Raw genomic sequence first — 5949 nt, 5'->3', positions numbered from 1 at the left:
TCCCCTCCCGCCCCAACTCGTCTCGCTCGTCGTTTTTTTTGGAGCGCGCCCCCCCCCCCGCGATGGCGTCGGTATTGGCGCTGGGTGACTCAGATCTGTTCGAGCAGCCAACTGCGAAACGCCCGCAACGAAGGCAGCGCCTCATTCCTCGGCGGATAGATCAGGTAGTAACTGCGCTGGCTGGCAAATGGCTCTCCAGGGCTGAACAGTTCTCCATTGGTCAGTTCTTCCTGCACCAGAATGCGTGGCACAAGGCCAATGCCGATGCCGGCGCGCACGGCCTGGATCAGGTGCGAGGTCAGCTCGAAGCTAGGCCCCAGGCGCATCGCGCGGTGGGGCAGGGCGTGATAGGAGAACCATTCGCCCCAGGCATGTGGATTGTTGGCGACATTCAACAGCACTTGCCCGCTGATTCGCGCTGGGCTCCAGTCGGCCTCGTCGCCCGCAGCCCCGGGCGGCAGAATCACCACCAGTTCCTCGGCATGCAGGCGATGGCAGATCAGCCCCGGCAGGTCGTGGCTGGCCACGCCGATGGCCGCGTCGATCTCACTGGTGTCGAAATTGATCGCTTCGATACGTGAATGAATATGCACCAGCATCCCCGGGTGGGCGCTGTAGAAGGCATGCAGGCGTGGCAGCAGCCATTTCGAGCCGAAGGTCGGCAGGGTGGCCAGGCGCAGGGTGCCGACTCCGGACTGATAGGCCAACGCCTGCAAGGTGGCACTGCGGATGCGCCCCAGCGCCTCGCTCAACTCGCGTTGGTACAGGCGGCCAACGTCGGTCAGCTGTACCTGGCGGCCCTCGCGGCGGAACAGGGTAAGCCCCAGTTGCTGCTCCAGTGCCTGCACCTGGCGGCTCACCGCGCTTTGCGTCAGCGAAAGCTCTGCGGCGGCGCGGGTGTAGCTTTCATGCCGGGCGGCGGCCTCGAATGCCAGCAGCAGCGACATCGAAGGGGTGAGGTGGCGGTAATTCATTCATAAAGCTCATCGATAGCGGCAGGAATATCCGTTTGCCCCTGGCGCGAAACTACAGGAACATTGGCGCATTCGTCATCCGCTTGAGATCCATTCATGCCGGATGAACAGGAAACGCTCATATTCGTGGGAGCGGGCTTGCCCCGCGATGGCTTCAAGCCTGCTCCCCCGATGACAACTGCGCCGCGCCTGAAACCGTGAACAAGCCCATATCAAGAGGCCATCCAACGATGATCGCCCAGCTGCTGCCCCGTGCACCTGCCGCCGACTACCCTGAATTCCTCGAAGCCCTGAAAAACAGTGGCTTCCGTGGCCAGATCAGCGCCGACTACGGCACCCGTACCGTGCTGGCCACCGACAACTCGATCTACCAGCGCCTGCCCCAGGCGGCGGTGTTCCCGCTGGACGCCGACGATGTGGCGCGGGTCGCCACGCTGATGGCCGAACCGCGCTTTCATGGCATCAAGCTCACCCCGCGCGGTGGCGGTACCGGCACCAACGGCCAGTCGCTGACCGACGGTATCGTCGTCGACCTGTCGCGGCACATGAACAAGATCCTCGAAATCAACGTCGAGGAGCGCTGGGTGCGGGTACAGGCCGGCACGGTCAAGGACCAGCTCAACGCAGCGCTCAAGCCCCACGGGCTGTTCTTCGCCCCCGAGCTGTCCACCTCCAACCGCGCCACCGTGGGCGGCATGATCAACACCGACGCCAGCGGCCAGGGCAGCTGCACCTACGGCAAGACCCGCGACCACGTGCTCGAACTGCACAGCGTGCTGCTCGGTGGCGAGCGCCTGCATAGCCTGCCGATCGACGATGCCGCGCTGGAGCAAGCCTGCGCGGCGCCCGGCCGGGTGGGCGAGGTGTACCGCATGGCCCGCGAGATCCAGGAAACCCAGGGCGAGCTGATCGAAAGCACCTTCCCCAAGCTCAACCGCTGCCTGACCGGCTACGACCTGGCGCACCTGCGCGACGAGCAGGGCCGCTTCAACCTCAACAGCGTGCTGTGCGGCGCCGAGGGCTCGCTGGGCTATGTGGTCGAAGCCAAGCTCAATGTGCTGCCGATCCCCAAGTACGCCGTGCTGGTCAACGTGCGCTACACCAGCTTCATGGACGCCCTGCGCGACGCCAATGCCCTGATGGCGCACAAGCCGCTGTCGATCGAGACCGTCGACTCCAAGGTGCTGATGCTGGCGATGAAGGACATCGTCTGGCACAGCGTCGCCGAATACTTCCCGGCCGACCCTGAGCGCCCGACCCTGGGCATCAACCTGGTGGAGTTCTGCGGTGACGAGCCGGACGAGGTCAATGCCCGGGTCCAGGCCTTCGTCGCGCACCTGCAGGCCGACAAGGGCGTCGAGCGCCTGGGCCACACCTTGGCCGAAGGCGCCGAGGCGGTGACCCGCGTGTATGTCATGCGCAAGCGCTCGGTGGGGCTGCTGGGCAACGTCGAGGGCGAAGTGCGCCCGCAGCCGTTCGTCGAGGACACGGCCGTGCCCCCGGAGCAGCTGGCCGACTACATTGCCGACTTCCGCGCGCTGCTGGATGGCTATGGCCTGGCCTACGGCATGTTCGGCCATGTCGATGCCGGCGTGCTGCACGTGCGCCCGGCGCTGGACATGAAAGACCCGGCCCAGGCCGCGCTGGTCAAGCCGATCTCCGATGCCGTGGCGGCACTGACCAAAAGCTATGGCGGCCTGCTGTGGGGCGAGCATGGCAAGGGCCTGCGCTCGGAGTACGTGCCGGAGTATTTCGGTGAACTGTACCCGGCCTTGCAGCGCCTGAAGGGCGCGTTCGACCCGCACAACCAGCTCAACCCAGGCAAGATCTGCACCCCGCCGGACAGCGCCGAGGGCCTGACCCCGGTGGATGGCGTGACCCTGCGCGGCGACCTTGACCGGACCATCGACGAGCGCGTCTGGCAGGACTTCGGCAGCGCCGTGCACTGCAACGGCAACGGTGCCTGCTACAACTACGACCCCAACGACGCCATGTGCCCGTCGTGGAAGGCCACTCGCGAACGCCAGCACTCGCCCAAGGGCCGCGCTTCGCTGATCCGCGAATGGCTGCGCCTGCAGGGCGAGGCCAACATCGACGTGCTGGCCGCCGCACAGCGCAAGGCCTCCTGGCTCAAGGGGCTGCCAGCCCGGCTGCGTAACCGCCGTGCGCAGCAGCAGGGGCAGCAAGACTTCTCCCACGAGGTGTACGACGCCATGGCCGGCTGCCTGGCGTGCAAGTCCTGCGCGGGGCAGTGCCCGATCAAGGTCAACGTGCCGGACTTCCGCTCGCGCTTCCTCGAGCTGTACCACGGCCGCTATCAGCGCCCGCTGCGCGATTACCTGATCGGCTCGCTGGAGTTCAGCATTCCGTACCTGGCCCACGCCCCCGGCCTGTACAACGCGGTGATGGGTTCGAAGTGGGTGAGCAAGCTGCTGGCGGACCAGGTCGGCATGGTCGACAGCCCGCTGATCAGCCGCTTCAACTTCCAGTCCACCCTGACCCGCTGCCGCGTGCAGGTGGCCAGCGTGCCGGCGCTGCGCGAACTGACCCCGGCCCAGCGCGAGCGCAGCATCGTGCTGGTGCAGGATGCCTTTACCCGTTACTTCGAGACGCCGTTGCTGGCCTCGTTCATCGAGCTGGCCCATCGCCTGGGGCACAAGGTGTTCCTGGCGCCGTACAGCGCCAATGGCAAGCCGCTGCATGTACAGGGCTTCCTCGGCGCCTTCGCCAAGGCGGCCATCCGCAACGGTACTCAGCTCAAGGCCCTGGCCGACTGCGGTGTGCCGCTGGTGGGGCTGGACCCGGCGATGACCCTGGTGTATCGCCAGGAGTACCAGAAGGTCGACGGCCTGGAGGGCTGCCCGCAAGTGCTGCTGCCCCAGGAATGGCTGATGGACGTGCTGCCCGAGCAGGCGCCGGCCAAGGCTGGCAGCTACCGCCTGATGGCCCACTGCACCGAGAAGACCAATGTGCCGGCCAGTACCAGGCAGTGGGAGCAGGTGTTCGCGCGGATGGGCCTGAAGCTGGTCACCGAGGCCACGGGGTGCTGTGGCATGTCGGGGACCTATGGGCATGAGGCGCGTAACCAGCAAACCTCGAAGACCATCTTCGAGCAGTCCTGGGCGACCAAGCTGGACAAGGACGGCGAGGCGCTGGCGACCGGTTATTCGTGCCGCAGCCAGGTCAAGCGCATGACCGAGAAGCAGTTGCGCCATCCGCTGGAGGTGGTGCTGCAGTTCGCGCAGCGCTGATCACTGTGAGTCATCGCGGGTCAAGCCCGCTCCCACGGCCAATTCACTGCGTGGGAGCGGGCTTGCCCCGCGATGCTTTCTGCCGGTACAGATACAGGCTCAACACCAGCCCGCACGCCGACGCCCCTGCCGCAAACAGGAACATCGATGCAAAGCCGAACCCCGCCGCCACCGCGCCCACCAGCGGCCCGGTGATCCCCAGCGACAGGTCGATGAACAGCGAGTAAGCCCCCACCGCTGCGCCGCGGTTGGCCGCCGATACCTGGTTCACCGCCTCGACGCCCAGCGCCGGGAACACCAGCGAGAACCCGAAGCCACTGAGCGCCGCGCCGGCCAGGGCCATCTCGGCGCTCGGTGCCAGCCACAGCATCAGCAACCCCAGGGTTTCTACCGACAAGCAAACGATTGCCACGCGAAAACCACCCAGCCGGTTGATCATGTTGCCGAACAGCAGCCGTGCACTGATGAAGCTGGCGCCGAACAGGCTCAGGGTCAGCGCTGCGTTGGACCAGTCGCGGCTGGCGTAGTACAGGGTGATGAAGGTGGCGATGGTGCCAAAGCCAATCGAGCCCAGGGCCAGCCCCGAGCCATGGGGGAACACCTTGCCCAGTACTTGCAGGAAGGGCAGGCGCACCCCGCTGACCACCGGCGCTGCGCGCTTGGGCCAGGCCAGCAGCAGGCCGAGCACACCCAGCAGGATGATGCTCGCGCCCATGCTCCACAGCCCAAGGTGCTTGACCATCAGCACCCCGAGCGGCGCGCCGATGGCCAGTGCGCCATAACTGGCGATGCCGTTCCAGGAAATTACCTTGGCGGTGTTCTGCGAGCCGACCCGGCCGATGCCCCAGCCAATCGAACCCGAGCCCACCAGGCTTTCCGCGCTGCCCAGCACCAGGCGGCCGATCAGCAGGCAGGTCAGGCTCAGCCAGGGCCAGGGCGTGAGGAAGTGGCAGGCGAGCATGAATACGCCGCTCAGGCCGCAACCGGCCAGGCCCCACATCACGGCTTTCTTGCTGCCGAGGTTGTCGATGATGCGGCTGGCGGTGGGGCGGCTGAGCAGGGTGGCCAGGTACTGTACACTGATCACCAGGCCGGCGATGACGGCGCTGAAACCCAGTTGGTTGTGCACATAGCCCGGCAACACGGCAAGGGGGATGCCGATGTTCAGGTAGCCGATGAAGGTGAAGAGGACGATCGAGACAACTTGCAGGGTGACCGCAAGGGGGCGCGGTGAATCGGGCATGGGGCCTTCGATGGGTAGAGGTTCTGGACGGTGTGAAAACGCGATGGCGGGGATTTTCCCACATGCCAGCCGTTTTCACACTGTCGGGGTCTGCGCGGTTATTCCTGGTCAGCGCTGGATTGATCGTCACCGTGCGGTTCGACGGCAGGCGTCGGTTCGGCGTGGGCGGCAACGGATTGCTCTTCGGGGTTCAGGCTTGGGAAGGGAAGATTCGGGATTTCATGCATCTCGTCGTTCCTCGCAAGTGTGAGTGAAAAGACTGCGCGTGGCGCGTGTGTGGCTTCGAAAAGCAGGGGCAGGATACAGCAGTGAGGATGACAGTTTGAGATTTTTCCGCCCCGCGGTTCGGTTTTTGCGGGCGGATATCGGACGGCTGAAGTGTAGGTGGCGGGGGGGGGGGGGGGGGGGGGGGGGGGGGGGGGGGGGGGGGGGGGGGGGAGGGGGGGGGAGGGGGGGGGGGGGGGAGGGGGGGGCGGCGGAA

4 protein-coding genes are annotated in these 5949 nt (G+C 66.1%); 1 reads left to right on the top strand and 3 read right to left on the bottom strand.

Annotated elements, in window-relative coordinates; genetic code table 11:
- Positions 1-89: 89 nt before the first annotated feature.
- The gene (locus tag ACO6VM_RS09665) at positions 90-974 is read right to left on the bottom strand and encodes a LysR substrate-binding domain-containing protein (RefSeq protein WP_401056492.1); all 885 of its coding nucleotides are present in this window, start codon (positions 972-974) and stop codon (positions 90-92) included.
- A 230-nt stretch (positions 975-1204) separates the two neighbouring features.
- On the opposite strand from ACO6VM_RS09665, the gene ydiJ reads away from it, so the two are divergent.
- Positions 1205-4225 (top strand): D-2-hydroxyglutarate dehydrogenase YdiJ, encoded by a 3021-nt coding sequence (ydiJ, locus tag ACO6VM_RS09660; protein WP_401056490.1) that lies wholly within the window; start codon positions 1205-1207, stop codon positions 4223-4225.
- Between the two features lie 43 nt (positions 4226-4268).
- On the opposite strand, the gene ACO6VM_RS09655 is transcribed toward ydiJ, so the two are convergent.
- A complete protein-coding gene (locus ACO6VM_RS09655; protein WP_401056488.1) occupies positions 4269-5468 on the bottom strand; it encodes an MFS transporter in 1200 nt (399 codons plus the stop codon).
- A 98-nt stretch (positions 5469-5566) separates the two neighbouring features.
- Positions 5567-5695, bottom strand: a complete 129-nt coding sequence (locus ACO6VM_RS09650; protein ID WP_256671375.1) for a hypothetical protein — start codon at positions 5693-5695, stop codon at positions 5567-5569.
- Between the last annotated feature and the right edge of the window lie 254 nt (positions 5696-5949).

The organism is Pseudomonas sp. GZD-209 (assembly GCF_049310485.1).
GTDB lineage: Bacteria > Pseudomonadota > Gammaproteobacteria > Pseudomonadales > Pseudomonadaceae > Aquipseudomonas > Aquipseudomonas sichuanensis.
Note: the sequence above shows the minus strand (reverse complement) of the source record. Positions and strands in the feature narration are given on the sequence as shown.

Coding starts and splice junctions, on each gene's coding strand:
- ACO6VM_RS09650 (WP_256671375.1), bottom strand. CDS start 5,695: ATGCATGAAATCCCGAATCTTCCCTTCCCAAGCCTGAACCCCGAAGAG.
- ACO6VM_RS09665 (WP_401056492.1), bottom strand. CDS start 974: ATGAATTACCGCCACCTCACCCCTTCGATGTCGCTGCTGCTGGCATTC.
- ydiJ (WP_401056490.1), top strand. CDS start 1,205: ATGATCGCCCAGCTGCTGCCCCGTGCACCTGCCGCCGACTACCCTGAA.
- ACO6VM_RS09655 (WP_401056488.1), bottom strand. CDS start 5,468: ATGCCCGATTCACCGCGCCCCCTTGCGGTCACCCTGCAAGTTGTCTCG.